This is a genomic window from Paenibacillus dakarensis (genome assembly GCF_001373415.1).
Taxonomy (GTDB): domain Bacteria; phylum Bacillota; class Bacilli; order Paenibacillales; family Paenibacillaceae; genus Paenibacillus_AQ; species Paenibacillus_AQ dakarensis.
The window spans coordinates 85,561-101,836 of the sequence record NZ_CDSE01000010.1 but is presented as its reverse complement, the minus strand read 5'-3'; the positions used below and the strand labels follow the sequence as shown (position 1 = coordinate 101,836).

Genomic DNA, 16,276 nt, shown 5'->3' with positions numbered 1-16,276 from the left:
AGTCCTCTCTTATTCTAATTAACGTTCACCGTTGTCGTATGCTCATGATAGTGAATTACGACTCTATCCTTTTCCAGCTTCACCTCAGGCAGCTTCAACTTGCAACCCGTTGGAACTCCTGCCATCACACTTACTAATAGATGCTTGCCTGGTTTAAGCTCAGCACGCAGTGCAGGCATCAATGTTCGCTCATAGAATAGATTGGTATTCGGCTCGGTGCGAATAATCTCCGCCTGCTTGAAACCTGCAATAGCCTTTGCGATCGTGAAACCGACAGGCGAATCGTAACTTGCCTTGCTTGTATCGATTACTGCTTTGTCGTCACTGCTGGCAGTGAGGAACGGTGCTGAGAAACTGGCATCATAAGCTATTAAAGCCCGGCTCGTTTCCAACTGGTGAATACGTACATGACTGTCACCACATGGCACAATCGTACTGCATATTTGAACTCCCAATAGCGGCTGCCAGTGATGTACAATATAGTCTTCATGCAGCTCATAGCTTAGATCGAGCGGCTTGTCACGATAATGTACGCCATCCTCACTAACAGCAAGCACACTATCAAAAGCACCTTCATAGTAATAATAGTTACTGCGCGGCACACTAAAGCCAAACAAGGTAGAGTAAACAAACTTAGAATACTTCGCACATGCATGATTTTGATAGCCAATAAATTGACCTGCCGGGTACATAAGCACATGCTGTGAATGATGAGTATGTTCAATCATCGCCTTCATACTGGGCAGCGACAAGCGGCAAGATGATATCATTTGCTCTGCTTCCTCTGTATGCCAATAAGGATGATCCTCGGCAACGGCCAGCAGCAAGAAGCTCTTGAACGCCCAATACGGAGAACCCGTACCATTATATCCTTCACCCATCACCAAATTCTGATAATGATAGCCCACGCTTAACATGCCATCTGTCGTAAAAATATGATGATTCATCCAGCTTCGCATATTGCGCGCATACAGACCTTTAATGACGCCCCAAGGCAGTGCTTCTACATCCGCAAATACAAGTGCGCTCCAGAAGCTTGCTTGAGCAAAGCGATATGTTAGACTGCGGCCAAAAGGAATGGCCTCCCCCTTACAATCAAACCAGTATTGATAGCTGCGGGCAAAGAGAACAGCCCGTTCTTTCAACTTAGCTGCCCGCTCCGGATCTTCATCCGCCATGAACTTAACATAGATTAAGCTATAGTAATGAAACGCCCACGGGATGTAATAATCAAATTGCTGGTCCACCCCGTCAAAATACCACCCATCGCCTGCATAGCACGACTCAATCAAGGTGAAATCTTGTTCGATCATCTCCTGTGAATATTTCATTCCTAATCGTTTCAATGCCACATTCACTAGGATGCGAAAGAAGTGCCAGTTGTTCGGTGGTAAACGCCGCTCATTAATTTGCCAGAGCCAATCCGCCAAATGCTGCTGTTCCGTCCTGGTAAGAACATCCCATGTTCGGTGCGGTGCAAGCAGCAGGGTTGTGGCGATCGATGCCATCTCGACCAATAGCTGATCATAGTCCGTAGTCTCGCCATAATAATGATCGCCGAGAGGGCTGCAGCCTGCGGTAAGGCCGCACCGATATTGCTGTTCAAGCTGCTCGTCATTATAATGAACAAGAAATGGGCCGAGTCCCCATAGCATTCTTAAGAATCCTTCCGCATGTCTGCGATTTTCAGTATATACAGTGCCATGGGTTCCTAGAGCTAAATGCCCCGGCTGTTCTGCTAACCGTGATCTGAGCGGCTGCACCATCGACAGGAAGGCTGCCGCTATTACGTCCCGATTATTCCATCGATTCCTGCGTATTTCTTCGATCACACGAATTCCCTCTTCCTTTAACAAAGACTAACAGCAAAAAGATTAGTCTCTGTTTCGGCTTCGTATTCGAGATTATGGCTGCTTGCCAATGTAGGCAAGGATCCCGCCATCGACATATAGAATATGCCCGTTGACAAAGTCACTCGCTGGTGAAGCCAGGAACACCGCTGGACCTGCTAAATCTTCCGTTTCTCCCCAGCGCTCTGCAGGCGTCTTGGCAATGATAAACGAATCAAAGGGATGACGGCTGCCATCAGCTTGACGTTCACGTAATGGTGCTGTTTGTGGCGTAGCAAAGTAGCCTGGTCCGATACCATTACACTGGATGTTATATTTGCCGTATTCCGAAGCGATATTGCGGGTTAACATCTTTAGACCGCCTTTGGCAGCAGCATAAGCAGACACGGTCTCCCGTCCTAATTCACTCATCATCGAGCAAATGTTAATAATTTTACCGCCGCCCTTTTTAATCATCCCTGGAATCACTGCTTTGGACACAATGAATGGTCCGTTCAAATCGATATCAATTACTTGACGAAACTCTTCCGCGCTCATTTCTGTCATTGGAATCCGCTTAATAATACCTGCATTGTTGACTAGAATATCGATGACTCCGATTTCAGCCTCAACCTGCTGAACCATCGCCTGTACACTTGGCTCATCGGTTACATCACACACATATCCACGAGCCTCAATTCCCGCTTCCTTATATGCTGCTGAACCGCGTTCAACACCCTCTTGATTAAAATGATTAAAAACCACCTTAGCCCCTGCTTGTGCCATAGAACATGCCATTTCAAATCCAATCCCATGCACTGCACCCGTAACGAGAGCGACTTTACCATCAAGACGGAAACGATCTACTGAAAATGGTGACATCCAAACACTCCCCTTTCTTAATGATCTATGGGTAATTGGTATCTACTTTAGATCGTTCATAGCGACCATATCCATATCCGTGTATGTGATATTCTCGCCGCACATTGCCCAAATAAACGTATAGTTGCTTGTGCCAACGCCCGTATGAATAGACCAGCTTGGGCTTATAATCGCTTGCTCATTGCCGACGACAAGATGCTTCGTCTCATCAGGTTTGCCCATGAAGTGAAATACCTTGTTGTCACCTTCCAAATCGAAGTATACGTATGCTTCCATACGACGCTCATGCGTGTGGCACGGCATCGTGTTCCACGCACTGCCTTCCTCTAGATGTGTATAACCCAGCTGCAGCTGACATGACTGGCATACATTCGGATGAATATACTGATAGATTTTACGCTTATTCATCGTGTTATCTGAACCAGTCTCCATCGGCTTAATATTTTCAATGGAAATGCGTACATTCGGGTACTTATGATGCGCCGGACTGGAAGCAACATAAAATTTCGCTGGATTACTGGCATCTTCGCTAGCAAACCGTACTTCTTTCGTTTCTTTGCCGATATAATAGCCATCCTGGTTGTTCATTGGCTCTTGTAAGCCATCGATCGTAATAAATCCGGGACCACCAATATTGATTACGCCTAATTCACGACGCTCCAGAAAATACTCGACACCTAAATCTTTACTGAGATTAATTTCGAGCGGCTTTCCCGCAGGTGTAACGCCTCCAAATATCAAACGATCATTATGCGTATAAGTCAGGCGAATTTCACCGGGAACAAACACCTGCTCCACTAAAAACTCCTTGCGCAATTCCTCGGTTGTCATGCGTTCGATTGACTGTGGTGCAAAGGCATAACGCGTCTCCATAGTTTGCATCGTTTGTAATTCCTCCTGATTTCATAGATTAGTCAATTGGCCTCCCGCCAACTCAACGGCATCCGCTTCTACGCTTATCCATACACTTTGTGCCGATGGATTATGAACAATCCGGTAATCGGCTGAGAAACGAAGCTGCCTCAATGCATGCATATAAGAAACGATTTCAGCGTTGGTAGCAAACCAGATATTTTCATTTCCGGCAACAAGCTCTCCAAACCGGTCGATCAAACCCCAATTGTTATCATTTTCAAATTCATAGCTGTGTCCCCAAACATACAGAAGAGCCATCTTGGTATGTCTCTGTTTTAAAGCCAATAATTGTTCGGCATAGTCTACCATTTGCCGATAATGACAGGTAGGATCCCATCTCAGGAAATCTGAGGGCATATTAAAGCCAAGCTCGTTTGCTGTTGTTCGGGCATACTCGATCCCAAGCGAAGGCAATAACGAGACAAGTTGATCGTTGTGTGTACCAAACGGGTAGCTCATTCCCCGCACGGGATAACCAACAAGCGCTTCCAGCTTCTTGCGATCCTCCGTGATTTCCTGAACCATTTGTTCGATCGGGGACTGTTCAAGAAAAGGATGGCTTACGGTATGAGCCGATACTTCATGGCCCATGAACAGAGGACGGATTTCCTCCCTCGTAAGAAATCCTTCTCTTCCAAGTGTACCGCTGTTTAAGTGAAACGAACCTTTGAGGCCATATTCATTAAACTTCTCGACCAGTCTCCTGTCATGAACCTGCCCATCATCAAAGCTCAGGGTGATTGCCTTGTGAACCCCACCCGGAAAACGATCATAACGAATTCTCATACCGATTCCCCTCAAACTATATTACAGACAAGTGTAGACCAGATTTCTCAAACGAGGATGTACATAGGGTTCCTGGTTGTTTAACATATGCTGGGCATACATGACGGTCAACTGAGAGGCAGGATCGATGATAGCCAGAGCACCGGCAGCGCCGCTCCAACCGAATTCACCGAGCGGGCTAAGTGATCCGCTAATCTCTCTCAACATATGAGTCCGAACACCCAAGCCATATCCATATCCCGCTAATTGCGACCACGAGAAATGACTGCGCATAGCCTCAGTCAAGTGATTCGTTCGCATAAGCTCCACCGTCTCTGCTGCCAGTATCCGTATGCCTTCAGGGCTTGTTCCCTTATTGGTAAGCGTATTCAGAAATACAGCGTAATCGTTCACTGTAGAGAATAATCCGGCACCGCCGCTCTCGTATTCTGACCCGATCCGGTAATCGTTCCCATCCTTGCGAATAGGTTTGCCTAAAGACTCACTGTATTCATACTGTGTGGCCAAACGGCTTCGATCCTCCTCCGGTACATCGAAGCCGGTATCACGCATACCAAGTGGGCCGGTGATTTCATCCCGAATGTAAGTGCCGAACTTTCTTCCTCCAACCACCTCAACTAAAGCGGCAAGTACATCATGGCTCAAACTGTAGCTCCACCTTGAACCTGGTTCGAACAGGAGCGGTTCTTTAGCAATCGCTGCCGCAACCTCGCGGGTCGGAGCTCTGCCGTCGGTGCGTCTTACGACTTCCAGGATAGATGGCGAATGGATATCGTAAGATAATCCCGCCGACATGGTAAAGAGATCCCGTACCCTGATCGGTCTCATTGCTTTCTCGAATGTAACCTCACCGCTGGGTAAGGTCATCTTCACAGTCATCTCTCCATACTCGGGAAGATAATTCGACAGCGGATCATTTAACAGCAGTTCTCCCTTCTCAACAAGCTGAAGTGCTGCTGTGCAGGTCATAATCTTTGTCAGGGAATAAAGCCGAATGATCTGATTTTCGTGGATGGGAATACATCCTTCCAAGTCGGCATAGCCTCGGCGGTACCGGAACACCTCGTGATTCTGGTGCAGAACGAGAACCTCTGCCCAGGGAATACGCCAATCCGTAATTCGGTCAATAAACTTTGATAGCGGTTTGAAGTCCATCGTTCTGCTTCCTTCCTATCCTAATTCACTCGTACTCGATAACGACCATCTGATGGCATTCAAGCTTTGGAATGGTGTAGAAGACCGAGCCATTCTCGAATGTATAGGAAATAGGCTGGTTTTGCGGCGCCAAATACACATTTTTCACATGACGGGGAGTCCGAATAGACACCTCAACATCATATAGAGGCAGAATATCCTCAATCACTTCGATGCTTTTCCCACGACGAACCGGTGACGCATACAGCAGGTGATTGACCAGTCGTTTCTCTTCCTTCTGTTCCTGCAAAGTGGTCACGCCTTGAGCTGGCAGATTGGTATTCAGCGTCTTTTTAGACTGCAGCAGGCGGTCCAGCGCGTACAGGATCGTCTCCTTCAATATCAGACTTCCTTGGTTTGCGTAATCCTCAAACACGTTCCAAGCCATATAAATTCCGCTGCTGCTCTCCACCATTCCAGGTCCTCCATAAACATGGCTGCAAGGTGTATGTTGGTGCGAGCAGAAGGTCAAGACATCGCGGTTAAAATAAGAGTCTTCCCTGCTTCCAAGCTCAGTCCCGCCGTCAAGTTCGAGCTTCTGGCCTTCCGAATACATAATAAAGGATGCCGCTCCCATGCTTGCAGGTTTGAACAAAGGACGGAAATAATCAGGGCGGTAAGGATTAACCCCCAGATACCGAGCTCCAAAGTCAAAGGTGAAGGAAGTGCAGTCTTGATCTAGACCCGACCAACCTGTAGCGAGAATCTTGCCTCCCTGCTTCAAAAACATATCTAACTTGTTCTTCAACTCGCCATTCACTGCCACATAATCCGGCAAAATCAATACTTGATAAGCCGAGAAATCATGCTCCATATCAATGATATCGAATAGGATTTTACCCTCCAGCAACATTCGTGTAGCACCTACATCTGAATCTGCTAGACTTCCGTTTTGTTTGGCTTTTGGATGCACGCCTGTTGCTTCTAATGACAAAATGGCTACATCCGCAACGTTCGTTGTATTTACGCACCATGCCTCCTTGCTCTCGACCTCCCGGTATGCCTTACCGATTATTTCATAGGTTACCGGATCCATAAATCCGTCAGGCTGCAGCTGATCTCCAATCGAACATCTTGCACCATGGGCGAGGCTAAGTGCAGCTTCATAACGGAGTGCATTCGGATGCTTATATCCGCCGAATTCCCCCCAAGCGGTATGGAATTTACCGGTCATGCCAAGAAAGTTGACTCCAAGCGTCTGTACGTACCTTGCCGAAAGCGGGAAATGGTCATAACCCCATCCACCTGTAGGCAGCGACTCCAGTTCCAAATGAGTATTCATTGAAGCCAAGTCTCGTCGTCCTCGTTTTATATGTCCACCGTTATGAAAAATGGGCAGACCTGGCTTTATCGATTCTACGGTATCCTTTACCCTGCCTGTATAATTAGCGTATGTGTTCTCCCAAAGGACCTTCATTGCTTCCTCATCACGAGGGTCCTTCCCTTGGCGGCGTATCGTTTCAACGCAGTTATGACAGTAGCATTTGCTTACACCTACAATATCTAGAAACAATCCGTCCGCATCATATCGAAGCAGAACTTCCTGGATCTGCTTGATCAGGATATCGAGATATGGAGAGTTCATGCAAAACTTATGATAGCCTGGTTCCATGAAGCCATCGGCCCAATTCGTTCGATCATTAATGTCACGGATGAGCCATTCTGGATGCCGCCGGGCTAGTTTTTCATCTAATCCAGCAGAAAGATATACCGGTGTTTTCACATTGATTTCATGGGCTGCCTCGATCTGGGCCGCAAGCAAATCGTAGCTTAACCCTGGATGAATCTCATTGGCCTCCGATGGATGGTAAGCCCAGCCGTGATGGCATTTGGAAAACACGGTTATGGAATCCACATGCCCTAGCTTCAGCATTTCCTGAAACTGTTTTTTGTCAAAACGGTCCCCGATCGGGGTAATGACCTCCGAAGTATGGAAGTCTAGATGAACTTGACGGAATCGCATGATTTCTCTTCCTTTCCCATTCATATAACTTTAATATAGTGCTTCTAACATTGAACGGATAGGTTCAAAGACGACTTTTTATAGCACATTTTAGACCACTCTTATTTCTGTTCATGATACAATAGAAACATAATTAACAGATGGAAAGGGCTGCCTGTTATGAATTGTCTTGAATTAACCATCCCACCGCTCCCGCAATTAGTAACGATCGGTCACTCGATCTGGGAACCGGGGCAGCAGCATCTGAGACGTAGCTTTGATGTGTATGACATGCTGTTCGTGATGAAGGGCACATTGTACATATCGGAAGAGGATGTGCCTTTCGAAATCAGAGAAGGCTCCATGCTTGTGCTCGAGCCGAACCGCCAACATGTCGGGTATCGACCTTGTGAGGAGGATACCGAAATTTACTGGCTCCACTTCGTTCACCCCGCACCTGTCCGAATGGTAGACAGTGGGCAAATTCCATGGTCGGTCCCTTTCACGAAAGGTTCTAATTTTGATGTCACACCGCACCGGCAGGTCATGTATATTCCAAAGTTCACCACATTGCATATTCCAAGCATCCTCCCGTTCCTGCAGCAAATGATGAAGTTCCATCAAGGCTTGTCACCCGCAACCTCCCTATCTCTGCAATCGCATCTGGCTGGCTTGTTGACAGAATTGCAGACCGCTGTTCGCTTGCAATATGCTTCGCGCTCCAGAACCCTGTGCGATCAAACGATCACCTATCTTCAGCAGCATGTAACGCGTCCCTTCGATGCGAAGCATATGGAAGAAACACTTCATTTCCATTTCGACTATCTCGCCCGCTGCCTGAAGAAATACACAGGACTAAGTCCGCTTCAATATCTTCATGAGCTTCAGATCAATAAAGCGAAATCTCTTTTGGAAAATACAGGACTTTCCATATCTGAAATCGGCGTGCAGGTTGGAATTGAGAACCCGAATTATTTCATTCGTTTATTTCGAAAAAAAATGGGAATGACACCCGGGCAGTATCGCATCACGCGATTGGGACAGACATAACAAAAACAGCAGGAACGTTAATTCGTTCCTGCTGTTTATTTATTAAGCTTATATATATTTTTCCCGGTATTCCGTAGGTGTACAAAGGTATATCTTCTTGAACTGGCGAGCGTAATAATTCTGGTCACGGAATCCGCTCTCTTGTGCCACTAGCAAAATGGAAAGCTCGGGATTACGCAGAAGCGTACATGAATAATCCAGCCTACGCCGGATTACATAGTCCATGGGCGTCGTATGGAAGTTCCTTGCGAATTCTCGAAGGAATTGCCTTTTAGATAAATAGGCCTTTTCCGCAAGCATCTCCAGATTCAGAGGCTGTTGAAAGTGTTCCTCCAGGTATGTAATGGATTCCGCGATTCGAAGCGCTTTATTCTGAGACCACCCATTGTTAGCTACATAGTAACGGGAGAGCAGACCAATCAGTGCCGTAAAGGTTGATCGGATAAGCAATCGGTAACCTTCCGGCCTGTTGTCATGCTCATCCAGGATTACATCCAGCAACCCCGTAACCTGCTGCAGCTGCTCCTCATTCAGGGTAAGCATTCCTTTAAAGTTCATTTCCTGCCGATAGAACGGTTCGAAATAAAATAAGGCTTGAAAGCCGGCCATCAGCTTCAGTTCCTGCAGTTGAGCGATCTGATCGGGATGAAACATCACGTTGACATACTGAATATGGTCCACGTCTTTATAGCCATGGGAAACATTACCGTGGATGAAAAATACTTGTCCAGCGGAGATCGGGTACTCCCTTCCTTCAATAATGTGGGTTGCTGTACCTCCAAGAATGACAACCAGCTCGGAATAGTCATGGTGATGGATAGAAATATCATGGGTTAAAGGGCACTTCTGTATGCGAAAAATAAAGTCCGGTTCCAGCCCCTGGTCGCGGTAGTGGCTTTTTCTACTCATGTCACTATTATGCTAAAGAAGGTCACTATCGTCAAGGAATCGTGAAACGTATTGCAGTAACATGAGGATGATAGACATAAAACGGAGGTGCCTTATGCATCGTTATCAATTCCGGGCTCACTGCCGGGAGAATGTGGACCCGCAACGATTATTTCGTGAAACTCTGCCTGCCCTTCAGAACCGAATGAGAGAACACGGAGCCAGTCATCTTAGTCTGTTTCATTTCGATATGCAGCTTTTTCTTTATTATGAAAGTTCCGCTCAGTCCGTTGATCCTCATGAACTCTTCGCTCACTGCGAAGACGCCTTGGAAGCTTGGCCCGGAACAAGTAATCCTAGAAGATGGATACCTATGACTGATATTTTTCACTATCAAAATCCGATCAGTGAGGAGCATTGGTTAAGAAAAAATGCTTCAGCCAGGCCGTATGCCAGAATTGCCCATCTCCAACCGGACAAAGTAGCCCGTTATGTGTTTTACCATTACCAGTACCAGGAGGAGAAGCCCGGTGATGGCGATAAATACGGAATGATTGGTCTTCATGAAAATCTGATGTTTTTCTACTCCGAAGATCCGGCGACGATCGAAATGCCTCCTTATTCAGGAGGTCTCTCGACTTCCAATACACCAACTGACTGGGCCGGAACAATGGAACCCCACTTCATACCCTGGAGTCAACCTGCGGAACCCTCCCGGATCTGGCTGGAAATTCCGCTCATCCTCCGGGCATAAGGAATATGGAATATGAAATGAAAGGAGTATACCTGACATGCGTATCGAACATTGCCTAAATGGCGAATGGAATTTCATGCCGTTATACGAGCAAGGGACCGGTTACGAGCTCCCTGCCGATCTTGTTTATGAAGAGCAGAAGGTTCAAGTTCCCTCCAGCTGGAGAAGCGCTTACGAAAGACTGCCGGGAAAGAATTTTGGGGTGATTCCAGAGCACGAGTATGCCCCATATGATCTGTTTCAGTATCCTAAGGAATGGACCCAAGCGGAAGCAGGAGTTCTTCACCGGACCTTCCGGTTGCCTCGAGCCATGGACGTTACAGGAATGCGCATCTTTCTTCGGATGGACGGAATCATGCAGAAGGCTGCTATTTACCTGGACCATCACCTCATTACTGTGTGGGAGGATGGTTACCTGCCGCTCTCGGTGGAAATCACTGAATTCGTCACGAAGGATGCCGAACATGATCTTCATGTGGTATGCGGCAATTTTGATAAGGTGGTTATTCCTTCAGCGCAGCAGAAAACCACGGGCCTTGTCGGCTCCTGGTTCGGTTTTATGGCCCGAGGTATTTGGCAGGATGTATATCTGGAAATCCGACCGGACGTCTATCTCGCGGATGTGTCGATCCGCACTTCGGTACGTGAGAACCGGCTGAATGTAGCTGCTGCAGTGATCCATCCCTCCTTGCAGTCTCTGAAGACATCCTATAAAGCAGTTCTTTCTGTACGTGAAAACGATGATTCGAAGTCCTTCCCTATTCTTCTGGCTGAAACCGAGGCGTTAGTCGTGAACGGCCAGGGGTATTCGAGCAGACTGAAGTTCCACTTGGATTGGGAAGACGCTAAGTATTGGAACCCTGAACAACCGACTCTGTACAAGCTGGAATTACAGCTTCTTGCCGGTGACGAGGTCATTGATCGCCTGGAAGAACGATTCGGCTTCCGGGAAATCTGGACCGAAGGCCCGCAGTTCATCCTTAACGGCACCCCCATTAACCTGCGCGGCGATTCCTGGCATTTCCAGGGCACAATTCAACAAACACGGGAATATGTACGTAACTGGTATCAGATGTGCAAGGAGGCCGGCGTTAACTGCGTTCGGCTGCATGCGGAGCCGCATCCGACTTATTATCTTGATATCGCCGATGAAATGGGCATGCTCATTGTTGATGAAACGGCTATTTACGGTTCGAGCAAATCCATGGCGGCAGATCATCCTGATTTTATTGAAAACTGTAAAGCGCATGTTCGCAGACTGGTGAAGCGTGACCGCAATCATCCGTCCATCATCCTGTGGAGCTTACAAAACGAGATGCGCTGGGTCGATGGACGTGATATTTTCAAACAACATATTCCTTCGATGATGGACCTCATTCGGGAGTTGGACGCTACACGTCCCATCATTCTTGAAGGTGATAATCGTCTCCTCTCCAAGAACCTCACTGAGATCGAAAGCAGACATTATAACATTGATGGCACGATTGACGGGTGGGATCGGAAGGTACCTCTGGTGTTTGGCGAGCATGGCGGCTGGTGGTATGTCTGTCCGCAAAACAGCAGTATGTATGTTGGATTATGTGCTTATCAAAATACAGATGACTGTGTAAAAGGTCTTGCTGAGAAGGAGCGGCTGTACGTGGAATATGCAAGGCGACAAGGAGTTTCCGGAATATCCACCTTCAACTTCGCCCATTACTTCATGCGGGCCATGCCGGAACACGATATTATGCTTCCTCCTTCTGATTTAGACACGCCAGGACCCAAACCGAAGGTCATTCCGAAATACTCTTTAACGCTTAATAACGGCCTTCTTCCGAAAGATTATCCGGCGTATATAAAGAATCCGTCTTTCCCGATCATGGAAGCTTCCTTCAAAGCAGCCACCATGATTCCGGCAGAATACAATCGTTCATTCTTCGATGATAAGCCGATTCTTCGAAGCTTCGATGTGTATAACGATACGTTCCATGCAAGTAAGACCCGAATCGAATTCAAGATTCATCAAGAAGGGAAGCTCCTGCACAGTGAGCACCTGGAATTCTCTCAAGAGCCTGCTGACCACAGACAAGTTACGGTCTCATGGAGTCCTGATCCAGTCAGCGTTAAATCATCAATCCAGCTCCGTGCCGTGATGTTTCACGATAACGAGCAGGTGCATGAGTTGAATTTACATTACAAACTATTCCCCTCTTATATGAAGAAAGATCCTGTATTGGTCGATCGTCCGGTTGCTTTTATTGGACAGGAGCAAGAGCTCCGTATCATAAACAAGCTTGTACCAGACTGCACACGAGTAAAGTCGAAACAAATCAAGGATCTTTCCTCAGACCATCTGCTCATTGCGGGCAGCAGACTTGAGGATGAGGACGGTCTGGAGATGTCTCTTCAAGAGTTCGTAGATAAGGGTGGGCGTCTGCTTCTGTTAGAACAGCAGCATCTGTCTCCTGGAACTCTGGTGATTTCCCGGCAGGACTTCATAAGGGCACATGCGGGCAGCTATAACCATCCTGTTCTTGAAGGCTTGGAGAATGATGACTTTATGTACTGGGATGAACAGATCCTTGAAAATGGCCCAGTTCCGATCATTCATGCCGCTTTCGAGAAGCCGCTCATTGGAAATTTCAATATGTTACTGGAATGCAGCGCGGGCGATTTCGGAGACGGCGGGGATCTATGGTCTCCGCTGCTGGAATACCGAAACGGAAACGGTCTATTTATCGCCAATCAACTACAGATCATGGAACATTTCCATAAGGTTCCTGCAGCTTGCTGCTTGCTTCGCAATATGGTGGCCTACGCAGGAAACACGGAAGTTTCAACGGTTCGTACCGGTGCATACGTAGAACCGGGAGGATCAGCAGAGCAATTTTTACGAAATATTAGCCTTTCCTTCGATGTAGTGGAGAGTGTCACGAGTGAGCTCATAAAGGACTATGGTCTCCTGTGTGTTCAACCGGAGCTCCTGGTGAATTCTGAAACTGCTTCTGCCATAAGCGAGTATGCTCATCAAGGCGGTACAGTCGTGGTTTTACCGGCAGAATCAGGGCAAGAAGCCGCAATATCTGAACTATTGAATCGCCCTGTCACCATTACACACCATGAAACTTACCACTTGGAGGCGGATTACAATATACCAGCTGCCCAGGGATTAAGTCCGGTTGATCTTTTCGGTTTCGACAAAGTGTTCCTTTCACCAAGAGAAGTCATGAATCATCCTCTCGCTTCTTTCAGTCTGAATGCCGATAATACCTCGGCTCTTTGCACCAGTGTGGAAGGCACAGCATGGAAGGATTATTTTGTGAATGAGCATACTTCCGAATACAGCAGACTGGCATTGGTCGAGCTCAACAAGGCGAAGGCTTCTCCTGCTGGAGAATTTGTTATTCAGGCAAACACAGGACAAGGACTAATTGTCATATCCCAACTGCTGCTTGAAGGAAAGAGCGACAAATCCATTCGTTTATATTCGCGGCTGCTCGCTAATCTTGGAGCTTCCTTCAACGACAAGCTGCTGAGTGGTACCAAAGGAGATCCACATTGGTCTGTCGAAAAGGTGATGGCGCTGCCTTGTAAGCCTTGGGTGAATTACGAAGAGATGAAGGCCTATTATACAGATCCGGAATTCTCGCTCAACAATCTGGGTGAGGGGCTTTACGGCTGGATGCTTAAGAAAGAACGAAACTCTTCTGACGGAACTTTCAGGATCACAAATGCTGAGCAAAACCGCTGGTTCCTGAGCTGCTTCGTTGATATATCAGATTTGGAATGCGGCCAAGGCAGCGGCATCCTTCATGGAAAGCTGAAAATAAACACGAACTGTGCGTTTGAGATTTATATGAACGGTGACCTTGTTTCGGAACCGGAGAAGCAGATCGAACTGCAATCCGGTATCAACCGGCTCATCGCGATCGTCCATGGAACTGCCGATGAACTACAGTTCGGCATGGTGTTTATGAATAAGGACGGTTCCTACATGAAGAACTTAAAGTACAGCCTGACCCTGGATGAAATTGAGCCTAAATAAGATCGGATTAGAAGTTGAGTTATCCCGAATAACAGAGAGGCGGATTCCATGCTTATGAGTTATAGAACTGCACTTGAGCTTCTGCTAACTGAGGCAGATGAGAGTCTGCTGCTGGATGCTCATGCTGTCTCGTCGTGGGAGATTCCTGGATTTTATATGGATGCTGAGGGGCATTGGGCAGCAAAGTTATTAATGGAGAAGGACGCTAAGACAGCCTATACAACCGCACTAGCCTACCATTTTACGGGGACAGCTGCCTACGCTAATAAAGTGAAGGATATTATCATGGTATGGGCAGAGGTCAATAAGCAAATTGCGGGTCCAGATGGACCTCTAGTATCTGCCTATCTCGGAGTTGGCCTGATCTTAGCCGCGGACTGGATCAAGGATTTCGAAGGCTGGAGCAGCAGTGAACGTAATTTATTCACCGATTGGTTAACGCAGGTGTGCCTGCCGAAGTGGGATCAAATCCCCCTCCGCAACAACTGGTGGAGCTGGAGTATATATGCTCAACTAGCTTTGTATCGTTTTACGGAGGATAAGCTCCATTTTGCAGAAGAGGTAAGTGCCCTTAAAGAGCATCTAGACCACTCTCTCTCCATCGAAGGATTCATTCCGGAAGAAGCATCCAGAGGTAAGCATTCCATGTGGTATCATTATTTTGCTCTCGCTCCGGTTACGGCCGCCGCCAAGCTGGTCTTGGACACGACAAGTGAAGATTTATTCCGCTGGATCTCTCCAGGCGGTAAAAGCCTCCAGCATGCTGTCGGACAATTCTTTCATTATGCTGATGGTCATATTAAAGAATGGCCCTACGACGAGGATCCGATTTTTCCGGAACAGCCCTCTGCCAGCACTTGGCCCCTCGATTTGTATGAGGCGATGTCTATCGTGTATCAGAACCCGGATTTTGAACGTTTTGTCGCTCCTTACCGTCCGATCAAGGGCAATACCAATTTAAACAGCGGATTTTACCATTCTTATGCCTGGGTATACCCGGAACTGCAATTCAAAGCATAGAAAAGAGCCTTCCCCCTGGTTTTGAGATCAGGGAGAAAGGCTTTTTTGCGTTGAAACCATTTCCTGGAATCAGGCGTATTAGCACTATATCGATTGTCTTTGGAAAGGATGAAATGTCATTAATATGGAGCTTTCCGCGAAGCTGTTAAAGCCCGCATCCATTCTTAAAATATTGGCTGTGTTCTTGGTGGGCGTTATGACCATTGTCTTTGCTAGATGGTACTTTAATGTGTATGTCTTCTATGTGGAGAATGACAAGTACAGGCAATCCGGCCAGCAGGAGCATCAGCTGACTTATGAGTCTTGGGGAGGTCCATCGCTTCAAGTAAATATTACTGACACAGATGAGCGTACGGTCATTTTAGAGGAAAGAGAATATCAGATCAGCCGCGTTACACATGATAACCAAACCTGGTTTTATGTAAAGTATCCAAGCGGCAGACGTTTCAAGGTGGAAGATTCCTCAAGATTAATTTTTTCCTATGACGAAAAAGGAAATCCGGTTTTTCCAGGCGGTACTTATTCAAACGGTCAAAAGCTGCTAAGCCCGGGAGAAGAATACTATTATCCCGGCGATTTCGTCACAGCCGCCTACCCGGAATACCACCACAAGCAAGGCACCCCATTCTATTATTGGCTTGGAATACTTCTTATCGTTTATGGCTGGTGCGCTTTCCGTTATGAAAAATTCCAAACGCTGACTTTTTGGCTTTCACTCCGGTGGATCTGGACCCAAGACCCGGAGCCGAGCGACTTTTATTACTTTATGGCCAAGGTTGGCGGTGTGATTACCATGATCGGTGGCGGGATGCTCATCCTTACATCATTGAAATAAGTAATAATTTTAAATAGTGCCTATCGAAATAGAACCCTTGAACATTTGTTCAAGAAAGTAGACAAAAGCGAAAAATGGCGGTGCATGGATGAGCTGAAGTTCTCCCTGGCACCGCCATTCTTCTTTAAGCGAGCTGCTCAATCGTGAAGCAGAT

At 47.0% G+C, this 16,276-nt stretch carries 12 protein-coding genes; 5 read left to right on the top strand and 7 right to left on the bottom strand.

Annotation, left to right across the window (positions count from 1 at the left end):
* Positions 1-14 precede the first annotated feature (14 nt).
* The 6 genes from BN1234_RS02910 to BN1234_RS02885 all read right to left on the bottom strand — a co-directional run bounded on the left by BN1234_RS02910 (position 15) and on the right by BN1234_RS02885 (position 7,569).
* The gene (locus BN1234_RS02910) at positions 15-1,832 is read right to left on the bottom strand and encodes a DUF2264 domain-containing protein (RefSeq protein WP_245640070.1); all 1,818 of its coding nucleotides are present in this window, start codon (positions 1,830-1,832) and stop codon (positions 15-17) included.
* A gap of 72 nt (positions 1,833-1,904) precedes the next feature.
* Complete coding sequence (locus tag BN1234_RS02905) at positions 1,905-2,711, bottom strand: gluconate 5-dehydrogenase (RefSeq protein ID WP_054955162.1); 807 nt, start codon at positions 2,709-2,711, stop codon at positions 1,905-1,907.
* A 42-nt stretch (positions 2,712-2,753) separates the two neighbouring features.
* Complete coding sequence (gene kduI / locus BN1234_RS02900; RefSeq protein ID WP_156337127.1) at positions 2,754-3,584, bottom strand: 5-dehydro-4-deoxy-D-glucuronate isomerase; 831 nt, start codon at positions 3,582-3,584, stop codon at positions 2,754-2,756.
* Between the two features lie 30 nt (positions 3,585-3,614).
* The gene (locus tag BN1234_RS02895; protein ID WP_054955160.1) at positions 3,615-4,412 is read right to left on the bottom strand and encodes a polysaccharide deacetylase family protein; all 798 of its coding nucleotides are present in this window, start codon (positions 4,410-4,412) and stop codon (positions 3,615-3,617) included.
* 21 nt (positions 4,413-4,433) lie between these two features.
* Positions 4,434-5,567 carry a serine hydrolase domain-containing protein gene (locus BN1234_RS02890; RefSeq protein WP_054955159.1) on the bottom strand — a complete coding sequence of 378 codons (1,134 nt, stop codon included), beginning with the start codon at positions 5,565-5,567 and terminating at the stop codon, positions 4,434-4,436.
* Positions 5,568-5,592: 25 nt separating this feature from the next.
* Positions 5,593-7,569: a beta-galactosidase trimerization domain-containing protein gene (locus tag BN1234_RS02885; protein WP_054955158.1), complete on the bottom strand. Its 1,977-nt coding sequence runs from the start codon at positions 7,567-7,569 to the stop codon at positions 5,593-5,595.
* 159 nt (positions 7,570-7,728) lie between these two features.
* Here BN1234_RS02885 and BN1234_RS02880 point away from each other — a divergent pair, with 159 nt between their 5' ends.
* The gene (locus tag BN1234_RS02880; protein ID WP_054955157.1) at positions 7,729-8,598 is read left to right on the top strand and encodes a helix-turn-helix transcriptional regulator; all 870 of its coding nucleotides are present in this window, start codon (positions 7,729-7,731) and stop codon (positions 8,596-8,598) included.
* Between the two features lie 48 nt (positions 8,599-8,646).
* Here the strand turns inward: BN1234_RS02880 and BN1234_RS02875 are convergent, their stop codons facing one another.
* Positions 8,647-9,507, bottom strand: coding sequence for a helix-turn-helix domain-containing protein (locus tag BN1234_RS02875; protein WP_054955156.1), 861 nt, complete (start codon positions 9,505-9,507; stop codon positions 8,647-8,649).
* A gap of 94 nt (positions 9,508-9,601) precedes the next feature.
* Here BN1234_RS02875 and BN1234_RS02870 point away from each other — a divergent pair, with 94 nt between their 5' ends.
* From BN1234_RS02870 to BN1234_RS02855, 4 genes are all read left to right on the top strand, one after another.
* On the top strand, positions 9,602-10,240 hold the full coding sequence (locus BN1234_RS02870) for a hypothetical protein (RefSeq protein ID WP_054955155.1): 639 nt from the start codon (positions 9,602-9,604) through the stop codon (positions 10,238-10,240).
* A gap of 37 nt (positions 10,241-10,277) precedes the next feature.
* The gene (locus tag BN1234_RS02865; RefSeq protein WP_054955154.1) at positions 10,278-14,267 is read left to right on the top strand and encodes a glycoside hydrolase family 2 protein; all 3,990 of its coding nucleotides are present in this window, start codon (positions 10,278-10,280) and stop codon (positions 14,265-14,267) included.
* 54 nt (positions 14,268-14,321) lie between these two features.
* Positions 14,322-15,287, top strand: a complete 966-nt coding sequence (locus BN1234_RS02860) for an alginate lyase family protein (protein ID WP_170307977.1) — start codon at positions 14,322-14,324, stop codon at positions 15,285-15,287.
* 124 nt (positions 15,288-15,411) lie between these two features.
* On the top strand, positions 15,412-16,122 hold the full coding sequence (locus BN1234_RS02855) for a DUF6199 family natural product biosynthesis protein (RefSeq protein ID WP_054955152.1): 711 nt from the start codon (positions 15,412-15,414) through the stop codon (positions 16,120-16,122).
* Positions 16,123-16,276 lie beyond the last annotated feature (154 nt).

Excerpts from the sequence above, each read along its gene's own strand:
- BN1234_RS02880 (WP_054955157.1), top strand. The coding sequence starts at position 7,729 with ATGAATTGTCTTGAATTAACCATCCCACCGCTCCCGCAATTAGTAACG.
- BN1234_RS02885 (WP_054955158.1), bottom strand. The coding sequence starts at position 7,569 with ATGCGATTCCGTCAAGTTCATCTAGACTTCCATACTTCGGAGGTCATT.
- BN1234_RS02860 (WP_170307977.1), top strand. The coding sequence starts at position 14,322 with ATGAGTTATAGAACTGCACTTGAGCTTCTGCTAACTGAGGCAGATGAG.
- BN1234_RS02905 (WP_054955162.1), bottom strand. The coding sequence starts at position 2,711 with ATGTCACCATTTTCAGTAGATCGTTTCCGTCTTGATGGTAAAGTCGCT.
- BN1234_RS02870 (WP_054955155.1), top strand. The coding sequence starts at position 9,602 with ATGCATCGTTATCAATTCCGGGCTCACTGCCGGGAGAATGTGGACCCG.
- BN1234_RS02875 (WP_054955156.1), bottom strand. The coding sequence starts at position 9,507 with ATGAGTAGAAAAAGCCACTACCGCGACCAGGGGCTGGAACCGGACTTT.
- BN1234_RS02890 (WP_054955159.1), bottom strand. The coding sequence starts at position 5,567 with ATGGACTTCAAACCGCTATCAAAGTTTATTGACCGAATTACGGATTGG.
- BN1234_RS02895 (WP_054955160.1), bottom strand. The coding sequence starts at position 4,412 with ATGAGAATTCGTTATGATCGTTTTCCGGGTGGGGTTCACAAGGCAATC.
- BN1234_RS02865 (WP_054955154.1), top strand. The coding sequence starts at position 10,278 with ATGCGTATCGAACATTGCCTAAATGGCGAATGGAATTTCATGCCGTTA.
- BN1234_RS02855 (WP_054955152.1), top strand. The coding sequence starts at position 15,412 with ATGGAGCTTTCCGCGAAGCTGTTAAAGCCCGCATCCATTCTTAAAATA.
- kduI (WP_156337127.1), bottom strand. The coding sequence starts at position 3,584 with ATGGAGACGCGTTATGCCTTTGCACCACAGTCAATCGAACGCATGACA.